The sequence below is a fragment of the Massilimicrobiota sp. An105 genome, assembly GCF_002161155.1.
Taxonomy (GTDB): domain Bacteria; phylum Bacillota_I; class Bacilli_A; order Erysipelotrichales; family Coprobacillaceae; genus Allocoprobacillus; species Allocoprobacillus merdigallinarum.
Window position 1 is genome coordinate 12,934 of the sequence record NZ_NFLY01000032.1, and the last position, 19,385, is coordinate 32,318.

Here is a 19,385-nt window from a genome sequence, read left to right on the forward strand (position 1 = left end):
TTTTTTGGAGGTGGAGAAATGAAGATTGTGATTGCGCCTGATTCTTTTAAGGAAAGTATGAGTGCTTTAGAAGCCAGTATGCAAATCAAACAGGCTATTCAAGATTATGATGATGCGATTGTCACACAATGTCTACCACTGGCAGATGGTGGAGAAGGAACGCTAGAAACATTGATTCATTCTATGAATGGACGTATTTACGAATATGAAGTGACAGGTGTTTGTTTTAAAAAGCGAAAAGCGCCATTAGGAATTGTTGGAGATTTGGCTATTATAGAATGTGCTCAGGTTTGCGGATTAGAACTTTTAGATGAAAAAGATAAAAACCCATATTTGACCACAACATATGGATTAGGAGAATTGATTTTAAAGGCTCTAGAGTTTCCTATATCACGTATCATGATTTGTTTAGGAGGCAGTGCAACAAATGATGGAGGCATTGGTATGTTAGCGGCTTTAGGTGTATCTTTTTTCAATGACCAGCATCTCACGGTCCCATTGACAATGGCTGGACTTGAAGAGATTGTTTCTATGGATTGGAGTCATTTCCAAAAACGACTCAAAGATATTGAAATCATAGGTGTTTGTGATGTTTCCAATCCTTTATGTGGACAACAGGGTGCAACATATGTTTATGGTCCACAAAAAGGATTAGCTCCTCATGATTGTCAAAAAATTGATCAGGCCATGAAACATTATAGTCATCTTATTGAAAAGCAGTTAGGTGTGTCATTTCATAACGAACCAGGAGCAGGAGCAGCAGGAGGACTTGGTTATGCATTGTTGTTGTGTCAGGGACATTTAAAACGTGGTTTTGATATTGTTAGTGAAATGGTCGGTTTAGAATCAGCTATTGCCTCATGTGATTGTGTGATTGTAGGTGAAGGCAAGATGGATTATCAGACACAATATGGAAAAACACCATATGGTGTTTTACAGCTGGCTCAAAAATATTATAAAAATGTTTATGCTTTTTGTGGTCGTGTGGAAGACTTGGATGTATTAAAGACGTTAGGTTTTCAAAATGTCTGGAGCATAACACCATCATCTATGCCACTATCACAAGCTCTTCAAAAAGGCAAAGAGAATTTAAGAAACTGTGTTTATGATCATATGGAGGAAATGATTCATGGAATATAAAGTCGAAACGTCAACGACATTACTACCATTTTTATTAGAACAAACATCTAAGAAACGTTCTGAACTAAAAAATCTTCTCAAATTTCAATGTATTTATGTAGATGGACATATTCAGACGCATTATGCATATCCTTTAAAGAAGGGGCAAATTGTTTCTATCGAAAAAAAGAAAGATGCTTTGCCTTTTCCTATTCTTTATGAAGATAAAGAATTGATTGTTATTGATAAACCATGTGGTTTATTAAGTGAAGCGACAGCCAAAGAAAGTCAAAAGACGGCCTATGCTATTGTGAAAAAGTATTTAACATCAAAAAATGAAAATATCTTTTTGGTTCATCGCTTAGATCAATATACTTCTGGGATTTTGATGTTTGTCAAATCAAAAAAGCTATATGATATTTTAACTCATCATTGGAATCAATATGTTAAAACAAGAGGTTATATTGCGATTGTGGAAGGAAAAATGTCAAAACCATCAGGAACTATAGATAATTATCTGGCAGAATCGAAAACTCAAAATGTTTATATAACAAGCAAACAAAATGGAAAAAGAGCCATTACACATTATCGTGTGATTCGCTCTTGTCCAAAATGGAGTATGCTGGAAGTTTATTTGGATACAGGACGTAAAAATCAGATACGTGTCCACCTTTCTTCATTACATCATCCTATTGTGGGTGATGACAAATATCATTCTACTTCAAATCCTTTAAAAAGACTGGGATTGCATGCGCATGAATTTATGTTTATTCATCCTTTGACTAAAAAGGAGATGCGTTTTGTATCACCAACACCACAAAGTTTTGAAAAACTATTCAAAAAACGATAAACTCAACAATATTATTAAGAAAAAGATTGACATATCATCAAAAATCTATTATGATATGACAGTAAATGAAAAGTAGTGGAAAGAAGAAGTGCCTACTTCTCGCCTGAGTGTTTATGATGCTAGGCTTATGTCACTAAGATGAATATCTTAATGTCAATGTGTGGGTGCTTTATGTGCTCACTTTTTGTTTAAACTACACAATTTATAGGAGGTGGCTATTATTAGCAAGTATAACAATCAATCAAATGACGATTTAGTGAATGAAAAGATTCGTTTCAAAGAAGTTCTAGTGATTGATCAAAATGGAGACCAGTTAGGTGTCATGTCACGTAATCAGGCTATTAACACAGCATATGATGAAGATTTAGACTTAGTGTGTGTTGCACCAAAAGCCAAAACACCAGTATGTCGTATTATGGATTATGGAAAATATCGTTTTGAACAACAAAAGAAACAAAAAGAAATGAAGAAGAATTCTAAAACTGTTTCTTTAAAAGAAACGCAATTATCACCAACGATTGATGTTCATGACAAAAATGTCAAATTAAAAAGAACATTGAAATGGCTAGAAGCTGGTGATAAAGTTAAAATTGCGGTTCGCTTTAGAGGTAGACAGCTCGCTCATATTGATATTGGTCAAAAAATACTAGATGATTTCGTCGCTGAATGTGCAGATTATTGTGTGATTGAAAAACCTGCCAAATTAGAAGGACGAACATTAACTGCTATATTAGCACCAAAGAAAAAATAACAGGAGGATATTATTATGCCAAAAATGAAATCTCATAGTGGACTTAAAAAACGTTTAAAAAGAACTGGTTCAGGAAAATATAAACGTGGACATGCGTATGTTTCACATTTATCTCATAACAAGACTCATAAACAAAAGAAACATTTAGCAAAAGCAACTTTAGTACACCCTTCAGATATGAAACGTATTAAATCTAGATTACAAGGGTAATGAATAGGAGGATAAAAAATGGCAAGAGTTAAAGGTGGATATACAACTAGACGTAGAAGAAAGAAAGTCTTAAAATTAGCCAAAGGATATTTTGGTTCTAAACATGCGTTATATAAAACAGCTCATGAACAAGTCATGAACTCTTTAGAATATGCATATAGAGATAGAAGAAATTTAAAACGTGAAATGAGAAAATTATGGATTGCACGTATTAATGCAGCTGCAAGAATGAATGATATTTCTTATTCAAAATTAATGCATGGTTTAAAATTAGCTAATGTAGAAATTAACAGAAAAATGTTATCTGAAATCGCAATTGCAGATCCTCAAGGATTTACTGCTATTGTAGATACAGCAAAAAAAGCTTTAGCAAAATAAAGAGGGATTTTCCCTCTTTTTGTTTTTTTGGAGAAAAAATGGGAATAATTTTTAGGACTCTTGTGATGATATAAAAATAAGGTATAATAGAAAACAGGAGGTTGAAAAAATGGCTGATTTAGAAATGTTGAAACAGTTCAGTTTAGCCAATGGTATTTCTGGCTATGAAAAACATATAACAAGATTAATGAAAACATATTTAGAAGAATATGCAGATGAAATACAATATGATGGGTTAGGAAGTTTAATAGCGATTCAAAATGGAGAGAGCCCATTTAAGGTTTTATTAACAGCTCATGTTGATGAAATAGGATTTTTAGTTAAAAATATAGATGAACATGGATTTATACAGGTTCAGCCTGTAGGAGGCTGGAATCCACGTCATTTACCATCATCTTTAATGAATATTGAAACACGTGATGGTCTAAACATAAAAGGTGTCATGGCTCTTAAACAACAGACACCTAAAGAAAAGGTGCTTACTGTAGATGACTTATATTTGGATGTAGGGGCTTTTTCTAAACAGGATGTTTTAGATATGGGAATTGGTAAAGGTGATCCTGTAACGCCTGTATCTGATTTTATTATGATGCAAAATGAAAAATGTGTACTTTCCAAAGCATGGGATGATCGCATTGGAGTCGCAGTCATGGTAGAAGTTATGAAACGTTTGCATCATGAAAAGATTTATCCCACTCTTTATGTAGCAGGAACAGTACAGGAGGAAGTGGGATTACGTGGTGCTAAAACAGTGGCACAAATGGTTCAACCGGATTTGGCTTTAGCCATTGATGTGACTTTTTCGTATGATCTTCCTGGCGGGGAACAGGGCGATGTCAGATTGGGAAATGGTGTCGCATTATGTGTGATGGACGGCAGTGTGATTGGTCATACTGGTTTATTAAAACAATTAGAAAATATTTGTCGAAATCACCATATTGCTTATCAGCTTGATATGGATTTGGCAGGTGGAACAGATTCAGGAGAGTTAAGTAAAGTGGGACAGGGTGTCATGAATTTAACTATTTCTATCCCGACACGTTATATGCACTCTCATTATACGATGATTCATCTTGATGATTTTGAAGCGACTGTTGATATGCTGGTTGCTTTCTTAAAGGAATTTGACGAAGACATGTATATGTCTATGGTGGAGGATAAACGCTAATGGGTGCTCTTGTATTAGAAGGAGGAACTTTTCGTCCTATTTTTTCTAGTGGTGTGATGGATGCATTGAATGATTATGGTGTTGATTTTCCTTATGTTATTGGAGTATCAGCAGGTATTACAGATGGTTTTTCTTATGTGTCTAAGCAGCCAAAACGTAATTATGATATTTTAATGAATCATCGTCATGATAAAAGATATGTGGGACTTCGTAATTATTTACATGATCGTAGTTTATTTGGATTAAAGTATGCTTATGAAACGATTCCTAACGAAATCTATCCTTTTGATTGGGATACATTTTTAAATAATCCAGCTCAAGTGAAAGTTGGTGTGACCAATGTGGAAACAGGTCAATGTGAATATTTGGATGGAAAACAATTAGATGAAAAATGTACAATGTTGAAAGCAACTTGTGCCATTCCTTTTGCTTTTCCAGTTATTTCTTTAAATGGTAAGAAATATTATGATGGAGGAATCTGTGATCCTATTCCAGTTAAAAAAGCTATGGAGGATGGACATCAGAAACTATTGATTGTCCTAACGCGACCTAAAGGATATCAAAAAACACTATCAAAGGCTAATGTTGTTGCGAGTCGTTTATTAAAGAAAAAATATCCTCAATTAGTACAACCCTTATTAACAAGACATCTTTTATATAATGAAACATTGGCATATTGTGAACAGTTAGAACAACAGGGACAGGCGATTATTTTAAGACCAAGTGAAGAACTTCAAATTGATTCTTTTGAAAAAGATTTACAGAAGATTGATCGTATTTATCAATATGGCTATCAATTAGCTTTAGAACATATGGAAGAAATCAAGAAACTCCTTGAATAGACATTATTTTGACATTTTCACACATTTTTAAAATAATGTTAAGGTATTTATATATTATATTAAAAATATAAAAAGAAATCATCTGATGATGGAAAGGAAAGATATATGATGAAACATATGAATAAAAATAAGCTATTTAAAATCTTTGTTGTGTTATTATTGATTGTATCACTAGGATGTAATGGATTTTTGATGTATAAAGTCTTAGGGGATCAGGGAAGTGGTCATTCTGCTTCTTCATCTAATGCGACTGTTCAAACAGTTAATTATGATGTGCAATCTGATTTAACAGATGTTATTGAAAGTGCCAAGGAATCCGCTGTTGGTGTTGCGGTTTATCAAAATAACCAACTTGCTGGTAGTGGTAGTGGTGTCATCTACAAAGTAGATGGAAAAACAGTTTATGTCATTACAAATCACCATGTTATTGAAAATGCTCAATCTATTGAAGTCATCTATTCTAATGGTGAATCAGTGAGAGCTGAATGTTTAGGTAGTGATGAGTATGGTGATATTGCTGTTTTGAAAATGACAGTTAATTTTGATGTATCAGCCTATAAGGTTGGAGATTCTGATTTATTAGAAGCAGGAGAACCTGTTCTTGCTGTGGGAAGTCCATTAGGTATAGAATATGCGGGAACAGTTACTCAAGGGATTGTATCTGCTCCATCAAGAACAGTATCTGTTGATTTGAATGATGATGGTAGAGAAGACTGGGATATGAATGTTATTCAGACTGATGCAGCGATTAATCCAGGAAATAGTGGTGGAGCATTAGTCAATGCTGCTGGAGAATTGGTTGGTATTACATCTATGAAATTACTTTCTGAAGAAGTTGAAGGTATGGGCTTTGCTATTCCAATTAATGATGCTGTTAAATTAGTTGAAGAAATTATTGAAACAGGTAAAGTGAATCGTCCAACTATTGGGATTTCAGCTGTATCGTTAGATAGTTATTCTTCATATGAACTTTATATGTATCGTATTCAAACAAATTTAAATAAAGGAATCTATGTTGCTGATGTACAAAGTCAATCACCAGCGAGTCAAGCAGGTATTCAAGTAGGAGATGTCATTACACAAATTGAAGGTAAAGATATTGAATCATATAAGGATTTCTTGACGGAACTTTATTCTAAAAATCCTGGTGATACGATAAAATTAACAATTAATCGTAATGGTTCGACATCTTCAGTCAATGTCACTTTAGGTTCTTCATAAGGAAAGCGAAAAGGTCTTTCCTTTTTTTTATAAAGAATATATAATGGGTGTTGGTGATGATATGAATAATGAAGTCAAAAAACAACTTACTTTATCATTAATTTTACTCGCTCTTTTAATTGCAACACTGTTTTTCTGGTATCCTAATTTTATGTTTCATACATATGTAGAAAGATTAGATTATCAGTATTGTTTGCGTGGTGAAAATGATGAATTTGTTGTTGATGGATATCAATTTTATCAGGATGGTCAAACACAGGGATATGGTCATGCACGCATTACGCCTTTAAAATCGCAAGTTTTTAAAAAGAATGATGAAGTGACATTGACTTTAATTTTATCCCGGGAACATCAGTTATCTCAGAAAATGAAGATTCAAAATGATGATCAGGTCGTGACATTAGATGAACAAGAAAGTGAAGACGCTTTTTTAGAAGAAGACATTCAAAATGCAAAACTGCAAATATCAGTCAATCGTCAAAACAAAACAACTTATGATCAGACAATAGAATTAAAAAATCAAGATATGTTGACATATACTTCAGCAAATAAAGATTATACATTAACCAATGTATATGTGACTGAAAATTGGTTAAAAACAGGAGTTTTTTCAAGTAAAGATCAGGATCTTGCTAAAGAATATCCTTATATGATTATTAATTATATGTATTCTCATGAAGAGAATCATGAAGTGAATATTAATGATTATGAAAGATTTGTTTATTTAAAAGGAAAAACAGAAGATTTTTTAAATGATCAGATGGAAGAAATTGGATATTATGATGGTCAAGGATCATTATTTGATATGCAGTTATGTTGTGTAATAACATTAATGAAAAGTGAAGATGATTTGCATCCTTATACTTTTACATTACCTTTAAGTCCTATTCAAAAAGGAGAATAACTATGGCACCAGGAAAAAAAGATAAAATGACATTATATATGTTGAGAAATGCTTTATCTACTTTAGTTATTGCTTTTGTATCTTTTATGATATCATTGATATCATATTATGAATGTTCATTTCTTGAAGCTATTCAACGATTATTTTTAGTCAATATTTATACAACATTATATTTTTTATTGTTATGGTTATTAGATTATATGATTTTTGAAATATCAAAAATCATATTTGATACTTATGAAAATATTCTGACATATAAATTTATTCTTGTTTTATGCTTGATTGCGATTATTTTGTTCTTTGTTCCAATGTTGGATTTATTTCAATGGAATTTTATTTTCTTATGTCTGTTTATTGCATTAAGACAAGTGAAACAATTATATATTCATAAAAAAAGACCATCAAATGGTCTATAAAAGAGCACTCAGGCTTTGTAAAAAATGTTGTTTAGAAGTCTGATCCAAAGAATTATAGTATTCTTCAAAAAGAACACCTAAACCAACAAGAATTGTTTCTTCTTGAGAAGCAATACCTTCATCAATTGTTTCTTGGAGTTGTGCTGGAGAAAATCCTTTGAGATTCATTAAAAGTGCTTCACGCATTTTATCAGTCCTTTCTTATATAATATGGGATAAATATTTTGATTTATACAGGGAGTTTTATGAAAGAGTATCAAATCTTATTAAATGGTGAAACTATAACATATCAGTTAACATATAAGTATATGAAAAATATACGTATGCGTGTTAAAGATGGAATGTTATTTGTCAGTGCACCTTATGGAACACCATTAGAATATATTGAAAAAACAATACAGACTTATCAAAAACGCTTACTGAAACAAATCAATGCTTATCAGCCTTATGCTCAATATTGTGATCATGGATATGTCTTGATTTTTAATCAGCGATATCGTATTGTTTTACGTGATATAGGAATAAAAAAATGTCAATTTCATCATCAGGATATTTATGTTTATCATCGTGATATACAAACATGTATTGAAAAAATGTGTCGTCAAATATTACATGATTACATTGAAGAGAAAATCATTGCTTATTTAGCTTATGATTTTGATTTAGATATGCCTTTGATTGAGATTAAAAAATATAAGAGTCGATGGGGAAGCTGTTATTATCGTGATCATCGTGTTTCTTTTCATTTAGGACTTATTCATTTGGAAAAAGAACTTATTGATTATGTCATTCTTCATGAACTCGTACACTTTTTACAGCCTAATCACTCTGCTTTGTTTTATCTCGAAATTGCTCAAAGAATGCCTTGTTATAAGGAAATTCAAAAACGTTTAAAGGAGAAGCATACATGATTACATCTATACAAAATGAAACAATAAAAAAAATCATGAAATTGAAACAAAAGAAATACCGTGATTTAGAAGATCAATTTTTAATTGAAGGGTATCATTTGGTTGAAGAAGCTAAAAAAGCCAATTGTATTGAAACAATTATTACAACGCTGCATGAAACATTTGAAGAACCAACGATTTATGTATCTTCCAATGTCATGGAAAAGCTCGCTTTTACAAAGACACCACAACCTATTATGGCCATCTGTCATAAACCACATCATCGTCTTTTCAATACCAATAATCAGCGTTATCTGTTATTGGATAATATTCAAGATCCTGGTAATTTAGGAACGATTATCAGAACAGCATTAGCACTGGGCTATGATCAAATTATCATGTCCTATAATAGTGTGGATTTATATAATGATAAAGTCATTCGTGCAACACAGGGAGCACTTTTTCAAATGTCCATCTGTCAAATGGATTTGATAGAAGCTATCACGTCACTCCAACAAAATGATGTCAGAGTTTATGGAACATCATTACATCAGGCACAACCTATTCATCACTATCAGCCACAAGACAAAATGGCTTTTGTGTTAGGTAATGAAGGACAAGGTGTTTCTCAAGCTGTTTTAGATGCATGTGATGCTCACTTATATATTCCTATTCAAGCGATTGAATCTTTAAATGTTGCGATTGCTGGAGCTATTGTTATGTATCATTTTCCTAAAATTTAAGAAAAGATTTGCAAAATAATAAACATATGATATAATATTCTGTGTTTAGAATCGATGAAAAGGAGTAGTAGTTGTTGATACTTTTTAGAGAGTCTATGGGTGGTGGAAATAGACAGGTTAGACAATGAACTCGCCTTGGAGATACAAAGATGAAAAGAGTAGTCTTTGTCGTTAACTGCGTTAAAGTTTTGAGAGCATATATGGATTCCATATATGAACTAAGGTGGTATCGCGATCAAGTCGTCCTTAGAAGGACGGCTTTTTATATTATAAGGAGGGATAAATGATGCCATTTGATCATCAAGCCATTGAAAAGAAATGGCAAAAATATTGGGATGAACATCAGACTTTCTATACTGATGTTTGGGATTTTTCAAAACCTAAATACTATGCTTTAGATATGTTTCCATATCCATCAGGACAAGGATTACATGTTGGACATCCTGAAGGATATACAGCGACAGATATTATGTCACGTATGAAAAGAATGCAGGGATATAATGTTTTACATCCAATGGGATTTGATGCTTTTGGATTACCAGCTGAACAATATGCGATTAAAACAGGAAATCACCCTGAAGGATTTACACGTCATAATATTGAAACTTTTACACATCAATTAAAGATGTTAGGTTTTTCATTTGATTGGGATAAATGTATTTCTACTTGCGATCCTGATTATTATCATTGGACACAATGGATTTTTAAACAACTTTATGAAGATGGTTTAGCTAAAAATGTGGATATTCCAGTGAACTGGTGTGAAGAATTAGGAACTGTTTTAGCTAATGATGAAATCATTGATGGAAAAAGTGAACGTGGGGGATACCCAGTTATTAGAAAGAATATGAAACAGTGGGTTATTGATATTCCTGCTTATGCTGAAAAATTATTGGCTGGTTTAGAGGATGTTGATTGGCCTGAATCTACCAAAGAAATTCAAAGAAACTGGATTGGAAAATCTATTGGCGCTCATGTGCATTTCCAAGTTGATGGACATGATGAACAGTTTACTGTGTTTACAACACGTTGTGATACGCTTTTTGGCGCAACTTATTGTGTGTTAGCTCCTGAACATGAATTGGTAGCTAAGATTACAACACCACAGCAAAAAGAAGCGATTGAAGCCTATGTGAAAGTCTGTGCTACAAAATCTGAATTAGAACGTACTGAATTAAATAAAGATAAAACAGGTGTCTTTACTGGTGCTTATGCAATTAACCCAGTGAATCAAAAGAAAATACCTATTTGGATTTCAGATTATGTTTTAGCAGGATATGGAACTGGTGCTATTATGGCGGTCCCTGCTCATGATGATCGTGACTGGGAATTTGCGAATAAATTTGGTCTTGAAATTATTCCAGTGCTTGAAGGTGGAGATGTCACAAAAGAAGCATGGACACAGGATGGAAATCATATTAATTCTGATTTCTTAAATGGTATGAATAAAGAAGATGCCATTGAAACAATGATTCAATGGTTAACTGATCATCATTGTGGTGAAAAGAAAGTGAATTATCGTTTAAGAGAATGGATCTTTGCACGTCAAAGATACTGGGGAGAACCAATTCCAGTGATTAATTTTGATGATGGCACTTCCGTTGCATTATCAGATGATGAATTACCATTGATTTTACCACCATTAGAAGATTACTCACCTTCTAAAAGTGGGGCATCACCATTGGATAAAGCTACAGACTGGGTGAATGTCACTGTGAATGGAAAAGCTGGAAAACGTGAAACAAGTACAATGCCAGGAAGTGCGGGAAGCAGCTGGTATTATATGCGATATATTGATCCACATAATGATCATGCGATTGCTGATAGAAAGTTATTGGATCACTGGTTACCAGTTGATTTGTATGTTGGTGGACCAGAACATGCTGTTGGACACTTATTATATTCTCGTATGTGGAATCGTTATTTATATGATAAAGGATATTTGTCACATCCTGAGCCATTCCAGAAATTATATCATCAAGGTATGATTTTAGGAACAAATGGTGAAAAGATGAGTAAATCTAAAGGGAATGTCATTAACCCTGATGATATTGTTCAAACTTATGGGGCTGATACATTAAGAGTTTATGAAATGTTTATGGGACCTTTGGAAGCAAGTAAACCATGGAGTGAAACAGGTGTTGACGGTGCAAGAAAATGGTTGGATCGTGTGTATCGTTTGATTGTGGAATCTGATAAATTAAGTGATGAAAATGATCATTCATTAGACTTTGTTTATCATTCTACTGTTAAAAAAGTCACTCATGATTATGAAACATTAGGATTTAATACTGCTATTTCACAAATGATGATTTTTGTCAATGAAGCTTATAAAGCTAAAACTGTTTATCGTCCATATGCTGAAAACTTAGTCAAAATGTTAAGCTGTATCGCTCCACATGTCTGTGAAGAAATGTGGCAGTTACTTGGACATGATGAAACATTAGCTTATGAGCCATGGCCAACATATGATGAAGCGATGTTGGAACAGTCAACAATTGAAATGGCTGTACAGGTTAATGGAAAACTTCGTGCTAAAATCACTGTGAATAAAGATGAAGATGATGAAGTCGTGAAACAGGAAGCTTTAGCTCAAGATAATGTAAAAACACATACTGAAGGAAAGAATATTGTGAAAATTATTGTCGTGAAAAATAAGATTGTCAATATTGTTGTGAAATAAAAATATTGATTTATAAACATGGAATGAAGAGAGAAGTGAATTTCTAAAAGTTAAGGTATCTTAATTGCAGAGATTCACTTTTTTAATGTTCAATTATTGATAATAAAAAAAACGCTAACTTTTCAGTTAACGTTTAACAACAGCATTGACAAATAGACTGATTGTTTATAGGGGCTTGTCTGATGATCACTTGACCATTTGTTTCCATAACAGCATCTTCATTGATGATTTCACCAACACTGTCAACTGTAATTGTTCCTGATTTGACATTTTTAATAGAATCAACATGTCCTTTGATTGTTGCCTGTACATCAGAATATTCAAATGCTAAATCGCAATCAATCATTTCACAATCAATGAGTTTCAAATTTTCACAATAGCAAAGTGGTTGTGTTCCAATGATCTGACAGTTAATGAATGTGACATTTTTTGAAAACCACCCTAAATATTCACCTTTGACAACAGAATCTTTAACAATGACGTTATTGCTATGCCAGAAGGCATCTTTTGTATCTAAATAAGAATTTGTAATTTCTAAGTCATGCATATACTGGAAAGAATATTTTCCTGTAAATTTCAAATGATCAATTTTAACATGATGACTATGAAGTAACATATATTCAGAATGAATTTCACTATCTTTAATAGAAATATCCTGGCAGAACCAGCCAAACTCTGGTGATTGAATCTGACAATTTGAAACAATTGTATCACTACATTCTCTTAAAATTTTTATACCTTGAATATCACAAGAATCAATCAAACCATGATGAGAATACCAGATAGGAGCTCTTGTTAATTCATCTAAAGAGCTATGAATTAATTCATAACCCTGTACATGCCATAAGGGATAACGAAGCGAAAAAGTACAATGATCAACTCTGACTTGTCTTGTTTCTTTCAAGACAGATTCTCCATCTTGAGGACCAGCAAAAGTACAGTTTCTCACTTCAGTATTTTGTATGTTGTATAAAGCTCTTTCTTCATCAAAAGTTTGATTTTCAATAATCTGTTTGATTTGCATGATATTGACCTCCTTTAAGAAAGCTTATGCTTTATTTTGAATATTTTTTAAAGTGTAAATCAGATAATCAAGATGATCAATTGTCTTTTGTTTTTGATGCACTTCATCTAGAATTTCATATCTTTTCTTTTTTAAAAAAAGGAAAAGAAATTCAAAACGATGATTTTCAAAGTCATCAACAAATTCTTGAACTTGTTTGGATGAACATCCCATATCTTCTAAACTTTTTTGAATATCTTCTTTGGTAAGCATTTGAATCATATGAAAGCCTCCTTGACTATATTCTATATATAGACATTATAAAAATCAAATACTTATAATGGATAGTCAGCTATGCTTTTGAGGTATTTATATGGATATATGTTGTCTGATTATTTCTTTTTTAAGGTGTTCATAAAGTTCATATGTAGATATGCAATCTGCTAAAGAACGGTGTTCATTTGTGGAAAGCCCTAAAAATTCTACCATGTCTGTTAAACGATGATGGGGCATTTGAGGATAAACCTTTCTACAAAATTGAACCGTATCCATATATTCATTAGATAAATTGATCTGAAAATGATTCGCAATAAAATTAAGATCGAAAGCTGTATTATGTCCAATAATTGGATCGTGTCCAAAAAATCGCAAAATGTCATCTTGAACAGAAGAGAGAACAGGCATATCCTCTACCATTTGATTATCAATGCCAGTGAGTTGAGTGATAAAAGGACTAATATTCTGTTGGGGATTAATTAACTGGCTATAACGTTCAACGATTTTCTTGTTTTAGACCTTTAATATTCCAATTTCAATAATTTTATCTTTTTGCCAAGATAAACCTGTTGTTTCGATATCTATAACACAATAATCATCAATGATTTTTTTAACATAATGCCCTCTTTTATAATATTGTTTTTGATAAGCCATTGTGATCACCTCAATTCCATATTTAAATCTATTCAATATAAAAATGCAAATGAATTTATAAAAAAGTATAATCATCAGTCAAATCATGTTATAATGTTGCACGGTATCACAACAGGAGGTCATTATGAAATATATACATCAGTTTCTTATTATTATGTTGATTTCATTTGTAGGAGAATTATTGAGCTTTTTACCATTACCCATTCCAGCAAGTGTTTATGGATTGTTGATCATGTTAGTTGGTCTTTATACAAAAATGATTCCATTATCAGCAATAGAAGATGTTGCAGATTGGCTGATTTTGATTATGCCTGTTTTATTTGTTCCATCTGCTGTTGGTTTAATGAATGTCAAAGAAGAATTATTTGAAAACATAGCTGTGATTATGATTGCTCTTGTTATAAGTACAGTCATTGTAATGGTAGTGACAGGGAAAGTTGCACAATATATGATAGAAAGGAAAAATATCAATGAATAATTTATTGATTGAAACATCTTATTTTGGCATTGTATTAAGTTTATTAACATATTGGTTGGCTGTTCAAATAAGAAAGCGATGGTCTTATTCTCTTTTGAATCCATTATTAATCAGTGCTTTTTTGACTATCTTTGTTTTATATGTTTTAGATATTGATTTTCAGACATATAATCAAGGAGCACAAATGATTACATATTTATTGACTCCATCAACTGTTTGTTTAGCGATTCCTTTATATAAACAAACACAAGTACTGGTTAAACATTTTGGAGCTATTATAGTAAGCTTATTATGTGGTTGTCTGTCTGGTTTGATGAGTGTTATGGTTCTTTGTATTTTGTTGAAGACAAGTGAAACAGTTTTATATTCTTTGATGCCAAAATCTATTACGACAGCGATTGCTATTGGAGTATCAGAATTACTTGGTGGTCATTCGACAATGACAGTAGGTGTTGTCATTTTAACAGGAATTTTTGGATCAATGATTGCTAAAACGATTTTTAAAGTTTTCCATATCAATCATCCTGTTGCACGTGGACTGGCATTAGGAAATAGTGCCCATGCTATTGGAACAGCGAAAGCAATTGAGTGGGGTGAAATTGAGGCAGCAATGAGTAGTTTATCCATTGTGATTTCAGGTATATTCACTGTGTTTTTAGCGCCTATTATGATTCATTTATGGATATAAAAAAGTTCTATGTTTAAGCATAGAACTATTGATTTAAAAGATCATAAAATGATTTTAAGCGTTGACAAGATTGATTGAACTCTTCTTGTTCTTGTGGTGTCATGCGTAATTCAACAATTTCTCTAACACCACTACGATCAATGATGGCTGGCACACTGATAAATAAATCATCCTGACCATATTCGCCACGAAGCAATGTTGAAACAGGTAAAATCTGGTTTTCATTATGTAAGATTGTGCGAATAATACCAACTGTACTTGAGGCTATACCATAACAAGTATTCCCTTTACGATTGAAAATTTCCCAACCAGCCTGAATTGTATCTTTTTTCATCTGTTGATAGGGTTCTTGTCCTAAACGACTCTGGTTATCTTGAACAACACTATAAATATCCTTACCACCAATACGAACAGTTGACCATGGAATCATTTCACTATCTCCATGTTCACCAATGACCATCGCATGAACACTGCGAGGATCAACTTGGATTTTTTGGGCGATGAAATATTTTAAACGGGCTGTATCTAATGTTGTCCCTGTTCCAATAACCTGATTAGCTGGTAAACCAGAAAGTTTATAAGCATAATAACTCATTAAATCTACAGGGTTTGAAACAACAATCAAATGTCCATCAAAATGATGTTCTTTAATTTGAGTAATAATACTTTTCATGACATTTAAAGATGGTTCTAACATTTTTAAACGGTCATTACCACTTTGAGGGGTTGGAACACTTGCTGTAATGATAACAATTTGAGCATCTTCACAGTCTTCATATCGTCCCACTTTGACATGTGTATTACGATTCATATATTCAATGCTTTGAGATAAATCTAAAACTTCTCCTAAAACTTTTTCTTCATTCAAATCAATCAAAGCAATTTCATCACATAGACCTTGATTAATCAAACAAAATGCAGTACTGACACCAACGTGTCCACATCCAATAATGACAATTTTTCTTTTTTCTAATTTCATATCTTTTCTCCTCATTATAAGTCTAAAATGATTATATCATAATTCATAAAATTGTAATGAAATATGATAAAAAGTTTTCAAAACCTGAAAATAAAACGTGTATTTGATAAAAATAAGTATACTATATGTGGGAGAGGAAATTTATGGAATTAAGTCTTTTATTAGCTCAAAATATTTTTGGATTATTTCTTATTATTTTTGTGGGATATTTAACTGTAAAGTGTCGTGTACTGACACCTGATGATAGTAAAGTGATTTCTAAAATTGTTTTATATATTGTTTGTCCTTGTACAATTTTAAATTCTTTTCAGATTGATTTTACAAGTGAAAAGCTGATGGGATTGATTTTATCTTTTATTGGGGCCATTGTCGTTCATTTGATTTTCATTCCATTAACAAAATTATTGGGACAGATCTTTCATTTTATGCCTGTAGAAAAAGCAACGCTTATTTATTCTAATGCTGGTAATCTGATTATACCTTTGGTAGCTTCTATTTTAGGGGAAGAATGGGTTTTATATACAAGTGGATATATGGTTGTTCAAACTATTTTAATATGGACACATGGAAAAAATCTGGTTTGTAATGAAAAGCAGTATGATTTCAAAAAGATTATCTTGAATGTGAATGTTATAGCGATTATGTTAGGAATGATTATGTTTATAGCACGCTGGCATTTTCCAGCACTGATTCACGATACAGTAAGTAGCGTTGGTTCTATGGTGGGGCCATTAAGTATGCTGGTGATTGGAATGTTACTAGGGAATATTGATATTTTATCTATTTTTAAAGAAAAAAGAGTTTATGGTATTTGTTTTTTGAGATTGATTGTTTATCCTTTGGTTGTGATTTTGGCGTTTCGTTTACTGGGATTACAAAACTTTCATCAGGATGCTTATCAGATATTATTGATTAGTCTTTTGGCTGCAAGTGCTCCTGCTGCTGCCACAATTACTCAATTTGCCCAGTTATATGATAAACATCCAGGTTATACGAGTATCATGAATGTTATGTCCGTTATTTTTTGTATTATCACAATGCCAATCATTGTTTTTATTTATCAAATTTTATAAAAGTTAATATCTAAGACATAATTATAAAGGATAATGGTGTATTGTTGGAGGAAGGGTTATATGAAAAGAATTCAAATTAGTCATAATATTGTTGATGAAGATTTATTAAAAGAAGTGAAAAGATACATGATTGCTCCATGGCAAAAATATTTATTGTCATTAACAGGTGTGATTTCATTAATTTTAGGTATTATAAATGTCGTCAATCAAAATATGTTACAAGGTGTTGTTTTATTGGTTTTAGGTGCTGTGTGTATTGGGGAAATTTTCTTTTTGATTCATAGTCATTACAAAGAAATGTTAAAATTGATGAAAGAAGAAATTGATGAACAAAAGATGACATATACAATGAGTTTTGGAGGAGAATATGTCGTTGTACATAATTGTCAGACATCTATTGATAATAAGATTCCTTACTCTCATCTCAAAACTTTATCACAGACAGAACATGCATATGTTTTATTAGCAAAGAAAAATGAAATCATTATTATTCGAAAAGATTGTTTAAAAGTAAGTGTTCATGAATTTATAGATTTCTTGAAACAAAAAGATATAAAAATAAAAAAATGGATCAAAGCATAAAAGTCGTTTCTATCAAATGACTTTTTTGTTATAATAAAAAAGAAGGTGAAAGAAATGAAAATTCAAATTATTCAAGGTGATATCACTCAAATATCATGTGATGCCATAGTCAATGCTGCCAATAATAGTTTATTAGGTGGTGGAGGGGTGGATGGTGCTATTCACCGCGAAGCTGGACCTGAGTTATTGGCTGAGTGTCGTTTGTTGCATGGATGTGCGACTGGAGATGCAAAAGTCACAAAGGCTTATCATTTACCAGCACGTTATGTGATTCATACAGTTGGTCCGGTTTATCGTGATGGACAACATGATGAAGCCAAACAATTACAGTCTTGTTATATACGCTGTCTGGAAAAAGCTGAAGAATATCAATGTCAACATATTGCTTTTCCTTCAATTAGTACAGGGGCTTATCGTTATCCTGTATCACAGGCAGCTACAATTGCGATAGAAACGCTTAAAAACTATCCATGTCAATATGTCAAAAGAATAGATATTGTTTGTTTTGATAATTATACATATCGTACATATTGTCAGTTGTTAAAAAAAGAATAATAAAAGTGCATATGATTAGCTATAATAAATAAGACATGGTACAATGGTCTTGTCATGAAAGGAGAAAGAGATTATGAAATTATATGTATGTCCAATTTGTGGAAATGTAGTAGAAAAAATTGTTGATAAAGGAGTACCAGTTGTTTGTTGTGGAAAACCAATGGTAGAATTAACAGCGAATACAACAGATGGTGCATTAGAAAAACACGTTCCTGTATTATCTATAGATGGAGATAAACTTCATGTGAAAGTTGGTGAAGTTTCACATCCAATGACTGATGAACATTTAATTACAACAATCATTGCTGTATTCAACAATCAGGTTTTACGTGTAGATTTAACATCTGCTGATCAACCTGAAGCAGTATTTGCAATGGGTGATTATAAAGGAACAATTGAAGTATACGAATACTGTAACTTACATGGATTATGGAAAGCAACAATTGAATCATAAATCATAAACAAGGAAACTTATCATAAGATAGGTTTCTTTTTTTTTAAAGATACTGTCAGGAAATATTTTTAAATATGCTATAACATGATGGAAATGGTAGAATTTCCATATTTTAGATAAAATGATAAAGATATGAGTTGTTGAATTGTTAAATAATGGGCGGTATTTTCATTTTTTATATGATTAAATGTGAAAAAATCGAAAAATATTAGACAAAACTATAGACGTTTGTTACAATAAGCGTGGTTATCATATATGTTTGGGAATTGGCCCAATCGTTTCTACCCCGTTACCGAAAATAACGGGACTATGATAGACGCTTTTTTATGTGTCTATCTGTAGATAGACTTTTTTTATATTATAGGAATTTGGTTTCGTTTGGTTGATAAATGCTTAAAGCAAATATTAACAATGAGCAAAATAAAAAGTAATGCACCAGCATTACTCTATTTTTCTGCATGCAAAAAC

Annotated in this window: 25 protein-coding genes, 1 riboswitch and 2 other annotated features; of the genes, 19 read left to right on the forward strand and 6 right to left on the reverse strand. The window is 32.1% G+C overall.

From position 1 onward, the window contains the following. The first annotated feature begins 18 nt into the window (after nucleotides 1-18). The 10 genes from B5E48_RS09310 to B5E48_RS09355 all read left to right on the forward strand — a co-directional run bounded on the left by B5E48_RS09310 (nucleotide 19) and on the right by B5E48_RS09355 (nucleotide 7,859). Nucleotides 19-1,140 carry a glycerate kinase gene (locus B5E48_RS09310; RefSeq protein ID WP_087304849.1) on the forward strand — a complete coding sequence of 374 codons (1,122 nt, stop codon included), beginning with the start codon at nucleotides 19-21 and terminating at the stop codon, nucleotides 1,138-1,140. After that, nucleotides 1,130-1,969 (forward strand): RluA family pseudouridine synthase, encoded by an 840-nt coding sequence (locus tag B5E48_RS09315; RefSeq protein WP_087304850.1) that lies wholly within the window; start codon nucleotides 1,130-1,132, stop codon nucleotides 1,967-1,969. Before B5E48_RS09310 ends, B5E48_RS09315 begins: the two co-directional genes overlap by 11 nt. Nucleotides 1,970-2,043: 74 nt before the next feature. Next, nucleotides 2,044-2,164: a sequence feature (ribosomal protein L20 leader region), on the forward strand. Between the two features lie 16 nt (nucleotides 2,165-2,180). Beyond that, nucleotides 2,181-2,720, forward strand: a complete 540-nt coding sequence (infC, locus tag B5E48_RS09320) for a translation initiation factor IF-3 (protein ID WP_087243199.1) — start codon at nucleotides 2,181-2,183, stop codon at nucleotides 2,718-2,720. Nucleotides 2,721-2,735: 15 nt separating this feature from the next. After that, a complete protein-coding gene (gene rpmI / locus B5E48_RS09325) occupies nucleotides 2,736-2,930 on the forward strand; it encodes a 50S ribosomal protein L35 (RefSeq protein ID WP_087243200.1) in 195 nt (64 codons plus the stop codon). Nucleotides 2,931-2,948: 18 nt separating this feature from the next. Further along, nucleotides 2,949-3,308 (forward strand): 50S ribosomal protein L20, encoded by a 360-nt coding sequence (gene rplT, locus B5E48_RS09330; RefSeq protein ID WP_087243201.1) that lies wholly within the window; start codon nucleotides 2,949-2,951, stop codon nucleotides 3,306-3,308. Nucleotides 3,309-3,417: 109 nt separating this feature from the next. Beyond that, nucleotides 3,418-4,476, forward strand: coding sequence for a M42 family metallopeptidase (locus B5E48_RS09335; protein WP_087304851.1), 1,059 nt, complete (start codon nucleotides 3,418-3,420; stop codon nucleotides 4,474-4,476). Continuing rightward, on the forward strand, nucleotides 4,476-5,318 hold the full coding sequence (locus B5E48_RS09340) for a patatin-like phospholipase family protein (protein WP_087243203.1): 843 nt from the start codon (nucleotides 4,476-4,478) through the stop codon (nucleotides 5,316-5,318). Before B5E48_RS09335 ends, B5E48_RS09340 begins: the two co-directional genes overlap by 1 nt. Nucleotides 5,319-5,423: 105 nt before the next feature. Further along, a complete protein-coding gene (locus tag B5E48_RS09345; RefSeq protein ID WP_087304852.1) occupies nucleotides 5,424-6,539 on the forward strand; it encodes a S1C family serine protease in 1,116 nt (371 codons plus the stop codon). 61 nt (nucleotides 6,540-6,600) lie between these two features. Continuing rightward, nucleotides 6,601-7,443 (forward strand): hypothetical protein, encoded by an 843-nt coding sequence (locus B5E48_RS09350; RefSeq protein ID WP_143747016.1) that lies wholly within the window; start codon nucleotides 6,601-6,603, stop codon nucleotides 7,441-7,443. 2 nt (nucleotides 7,444-7,445) lie between these two features. After that, complete coding sequence (locus B5E48_RS09355) at nucleotides 7,446-7,859, forward strand: hypothetical protein (RefSeq protein WP_087304854.1); 414 nt, start codon at nucleotides 7,446-7,448, stop codon at nucleotides 7,857-7,859. On the opposite strand, the gene sspI is transcribed toward B5E48_RS09355, so the two are convergent. Next, nucleotides 7,854-8,045 (reverse strand): small acid-soluble spore protein SspI, encoded by a 192-nt coding sequence (sspI, locus tag B5E48_RS09360; RefSeq protein ID WP_087243207.1) that lies wholly within the window; start codon nucleotides 8,043-8,045, stop codon nucleotides 7,854-7,856. The two genes, B5E48_RS09355 and sspI, sit on opposite strands and share 6 nt — an antisense overlap. 59 nt (nucleotides 8,046-8,104) lie before the next feature. Here sspI and B5E48_RS09365 point away from each other — a divergent pair, with 59 nt between their 5' ends. The 3 genes from B5E48_RS09365 (at nucleotide 8,105) to leuS (ending at nucleotide 12,175) form a co-directional block, all read left to right on the forward strand. Continuing rightward, complete coding sequence (locus tag B5E48_RS09365) at nucleotides 8,105-8,770, forward strand: M48 family metallopeptidase (protein ID WP_087304855.1); 666 nt, start codon at nucleotides 8,105-8,107, stop codon at nucleotides 8,768-8,770. Further along, the gene (locus tag B5E48_RS09370; protein ID WP_087304856.1) at nucleotides 8,767-9,492 is read left to right on the forward strand and encodes a TrmH family RNA methyltransferase; all 726 of its coding nucleotides are present in this window, start codon (nucleotides 8,767-8,769) and stop codon (nucleotides 9,490-9,492) included. Before B5E48_RS09365 ends, B5E48_RS09370 begins: the two co-directional genes overlap by 4 nt. 45 nt (nucleotides 9,493-9,537) lie before the next feature. Further along, nucleotides 9,538-9,743: a binding site (T-box leader), on the forward strand. A gap of 35 nt (nucleotides 9,744-9,778) precedes the next feature. After that, nucleotides 9,779-12,175, forward strand: coding sequence for a leucine--tRNA ligase (gene leuS / locus B5E48_RS09375; protein WP_087304857.1), 2,397 nt, complete (start codon nucleotides 9,779-9,781; stop codon nucleotides 12,173-12,175). Nucleotides 12,176-12,308: 133 nt separating this feature from the next. Here the strand turns inward: leuS and B5E48_RS09380 are convergent, their stop codons facing one another. The 4 genes from B5E48_RS09380 to B5E48_RS14035 form a co-directional block, all read right to left on the reverse strand. Continuing rightward, nucleotides 12,309-13,199 (reverse strand): DUF3737 family protein, encoded by an 891-nt coding sequence (locus B5E48_RS09380; RefSeq protein ID WP_087304858.1) that lies wholly within the window; start codon nucleotides 13,197-13,199, stop codon nucleotides 12,309-12,311. 24 nt (nucleotides 13,200-13,223) lie between these two features. Further along, nucleotides 13,224-13,460 (reverse strand): hypothetical protein, encoded by a 237-nt coding sequence (locus tag B5E48_RS09385; RefSeq protein WP_087304859.1) that lies wholly within the window; start codon nucleotides 13,458-13,460, stop codon nucleotides 13,224-13,226. A gap of 87 nt (nucleotides 13,461-13,547) precedes the next feature. After that, nucleotides 13,548-13,958, reverse strand: coding sequence for a 3'-5' exonuclease (locus B5E48_RS09390; protein ID WP_343286332.1), 411 nt, complete (start codon nucleotides 13,956-13,958; stop codon nucleotides 13,548-13,550). Nucleotides 13,959-13,967: 9 nt separating this feature from the next. Beyond that, on the reverse strand, nucleotides 13,968-14,108 hold the full coding sequence (locus tag B5E48_RS14035; protein WP_343286331.1) for an exonuclease domain-containing protein: 141 nt from the start codon (nucleotides 14,106-14,108) through the stop codon (nucleotides 13,968-13,970). A 124-nt stretch (nucleotides 14,109-14,232) separates the two neighbouring features. On the opposite strand from B5E48_RS14035, the gene B5E48_RS09395 reads away from it, so the two are divergent. Continuing rightward, the gene (locus B5E48_RS09395) at nucleotides 14,233-14,586 is read left to right on the forward strand and encodes a CidA/LrgA family protein (protein WP_087304860.1); all 354 of its coding nucleotides are present in this window, start codon (nucleotides 14,233-14,235) and stop codon (nucleotides 14,584-14,586) included. Continuing rightward, nucleotides 14,579-15,274, forward strand: a complete 696-nt coding sequence (locus B5E48_RS09400) for an LrgB family protein (RefSeq protein WP_087304861.1) — start codon at nucleotides 14,579-14,581, stop codon at nucleotides 15,272-15,274. The genes B5E48_RS09395 and B5E48_RS09400 overlap by 8 nt, the downstream gene beginning before the upstream one ends. A 25-nt stretch (nucleotides 15,275-15,299) precedes the next feature. Here B5E48_RS09400 and B5E48_RS09405 read toward each other — a convergent pair whose 3' ends face one another. Further along, on the reverse strand, nucleotides 15,300-16,253 hold the full coding sequence (locus B5E48_RS09405) for an L-lactate dehydrogenase (protein WP_087297127.1): 954 nt from the start codon (nucleotides 16,251-16,253) through the stop codon (nucleotides 15,300-15,302). Nucleotides 16,254-16,396: 143 nt separating this feature from the next. Here B5E48_RS09405 and B5E48_RS09410 point away from each other — a divergent pair, with 143 nt between their 5' ends. From B5E48_RS09410 to B5E48_RS09425, 4 genes are all read left to right on the forward strand, one after another. Continuing rightward, nucleotides 16,397-17,326, forward strand: coding sequence for an AEC family transporter (locus B5E48_RS09410; protein ID WP_087304862.1), 930 nt, complete (start codon nucleotides 16,397-16,399; stop codon nucleotides 17,324-17,326). A 60-nt stretch (nucleotides 17,327-17,386) separates the two neighbouring features. Further along, nucleotides 17,387-17,908 (forward strand): hypothetical protein, encoded by a 522-nt coding sequence (locus tag B5E48_RS09415; RefSeq protein WP_087304863.1) that lies wholly within the window; start codon nucleotides 17,387-17,389, stop codon nucleotides 17,906-17,908. A 54-nt stretch (nucleotides 17,909-17,962) separates the two neighbouring features. Continuing rightward, entirely contained in the window at nucleotides 17,963-18,463 is a 501-nt protein-coding gene (locus tag B5E48_RS09420; RefSeq protein ID WP_087304864.1) for an O-acetyl-ADP-ribose deacetylase, read from the forward strand. Between the two features lie 73 nt (nucleotides 18,464-18,536). Beyond that, nucleotides 18,537-18,917 (forward strand): desulfoferrodoxin family protein, encoded by a 381-nt coding sequence (locus B5E48_RS09425; protein ID WP_087304865.1) that lies wholly within the window; start codon nucleotides 18,537-18,539, stop codon nucleotides 18,915-18,917. A 229-nt stretch (nucleotides 18,918-19,146) separates the two neighbouring features. Then, nucleotides 19,147-19,247: riboswitch (purine riboswitch) on the forward strand. The last annotated feature ends 138 nt before the right edge of the window (nucleotides 19,248-19,385 follow it).

Coding starts and splice junctions, on each gene's coding strand:
- B5E48_RS09395 (WP_087304860.1), top strand. CDS start 14,233: ATGAAATATATACATCAGTTTCTTATTATTATGTTGATTTCATTTGTA.
- B5E48_RS09335 (WP_087304851.1), top strand. CDS start 3,418: ATGGCTGATTTAGAAATGTTGAAACAGTTCAGTTTAGCCAATGGTATT.
- B5E48_RS09340 (WP_087243203.1), top strand. CDS start 4,476: ATGGGTGCTCTTGTATTAGAAGGAGGAACTTTTCGTCCTATTTTTTCT.
- rpmI (WP_087243200.1), top strand. CDS start 2,736: ATGCCAAAAATGAAATCTCATAGTGGACTTAAAAAACGTTTAAAAAGA.
- B5E48_RS09355 (WP_087304854.1), top strand. CDS start 7,446: ATGGCACCAGGAAAAAAAGATAAAATGACATTATATATGTTGAGAAAT.
- B5E48_RS09410 (WP_087304862.1), top strand. CDS start 16,397: ATGGAATTAAGTCTTTTATTAGCTCAAAATATTTTTGGATTATTTCTT.
- sspI (WP_087243207.1), bottom strand. CDS start 8,045: ATGCGTGAAGCACTTTTAATGAATCTCAAAGGATTTTCTCCAGCACAA.
- B5E48_RS09365 (WP_087304855.1), top strand. CDS start 8,105: ATGAAAGAGTATCAAATCTTATTAAATGGTGAAACTATAACATATCAG.
- B5E48_RS14035 (WP_343286331.1), bottom strand. CDS start 14,108: ATGGCTTATCAAAAACAATATTATAAAAGAGGGCATTATGTTAAAAAA.
- B5E48_RS09310 (WP_087304849.1), top strand. CDS start 19: ATGAAGATTGTGATTGCGCCTGATTCTTTTAAGGAAAGTATGAGTGCT.
- B5E48_RS09420 (WP_087304864.1), top strand. CDS start 17,963: ATGAAAATTCAAATTATTCAAGGTGATATCACTCAAATATCATGTGAT.
- leuS (WP_087304857.1), top strand. CDS start 9,779: ATGCCATTTGATCATCAAGCCATTGAAAAGAAATGGCAAAAATATTGG.
- B5E48_RS09385 (WP_087304859.1), bottom strand. CDS start 13,460: ATGATTCAAATGCTTACCAAAGAAGATATTCAAAAAAGTTTAGAAGAT.
- B5E48_RS09425 (WP_087304865.1), top strand. CDS start 18,537: ATGAAATTATATGTATGTCCAATTTGTGGAAATGTAGTAGAAAAAATT.
- B5E48_RS09415 (WP_087304863.1), top strand. CDS start 17,387: ATGAAAAGAATTCAAATTAGTCATAATATTGTTGATGAAGATTTATTA.
- B5E48_RS09315 (WP_087304850.1), top strand. CDS start 1,130: ATGGAATATAAAGTCGAAACGTCAACGACATTACTACCATTTTTATTA.
- rplT (WP_087243201.1), top strand. CDS start 2,949: ATGGCAAGAGTTAAAGGTGGATATACAACTAGACGTAGAAGAAAGAAA.
- B5E48_RS09350 (WP_143747016.1), top strand. CDS start 6,601: ATGAATAATGAAGTCAAAAAACAACTTACTTTATCATTAATTTTACTC.
- B5E48_RS09400 (WP_087304861.1), top strand. CDS start 14,579: ATGAATAATTTATTGATTGAAACATCTTATTTTGGCATTGTATTAAGT.
- B5E48_RS09405 (WP_087297127.1), bottom strand. CDS start 16,253: ATGAAATTAGAAAAAAGAAAAATTGTCATTATTGGATGTGGACACGTT.
- B5E48_RS09380 (WP_087304858.1), bottom strand. CDS start 13,199: ATGCAAATCAAACAGATTATTGAAAATCAAACTTTTGATGAAGAAAGA.
- B5E48_RS09370 (WP_087304856.1), top strand. CDS start 8,767: ATGATTACATCTATACAAAATGAAACAATAAAAAAAATCATGAAATTG.
- B5E48_RS09345 (WP_087304852.1), top strand. CDS start 5,424: ATGATGAAACATATGAATAAAAATAAGCTATTTAAAATCTTTGTTGTG.